The organism is Maribacter sp. TH_r10 (assembly GCF_033101095.1).
Taxonomy (GTDB): Bacteria; Bacteroidota; Bacteroidia; order Flavobacteriales; family Flavobacteriaceae; genus Maribacter_A; species Maribacter_A luteus.
The window spans coordinates 1-352 of sequence record NZ_JAWMPY010000050.1 but is presented as its reverse complement, the minus strand read 5'-3'; the positions used below and the strand labels follow the sequence as shown (position 1 = coordinate 352).

The following is a 352-nucleotide window of genomic DNA, read 5'->3' as shown; positions in this document are numbered from 1 at the left end:
TGGAATCAACACCGGAGATCAGGATATTTCAGGAATAGCTACTAATGCAGCAAACATCAGTTCCAACGATACGGACATCGCAAACAACACTTCCAATATCAGTGACAACGATGACGACATCCTTGCGTTACAGAACGAACAAACCACCCAGAACGACGCCATTGCATTGAACACTGCTAAAACGGGTATCACTCCGGCACAGGCTGCCATCGTTGCGAACACCTCTGGAATCAACACAGGTGATCAGGATATTTCAGGGATAGCTACCAATGCAATTGCCATTTCAAATAACAATGCTGCCATTGTAGCCAACGATGCTGATATTACAGATTTACAGAACGAACAGACTACA

Annotated in this window: 1 protein-coding gene; it reads left to right on the top strand. The window is 44.6% G+C overall.

Going from position 1 to position 352, the window contains the following annotated elements; all coding sequences use genetic code 11:
• On the top strand, positions 1-352 hold a 352-nt coding region (locus R3X28_RS19275; protein WP_317666523.1), incomplete at both ends, for a hypothetical protein.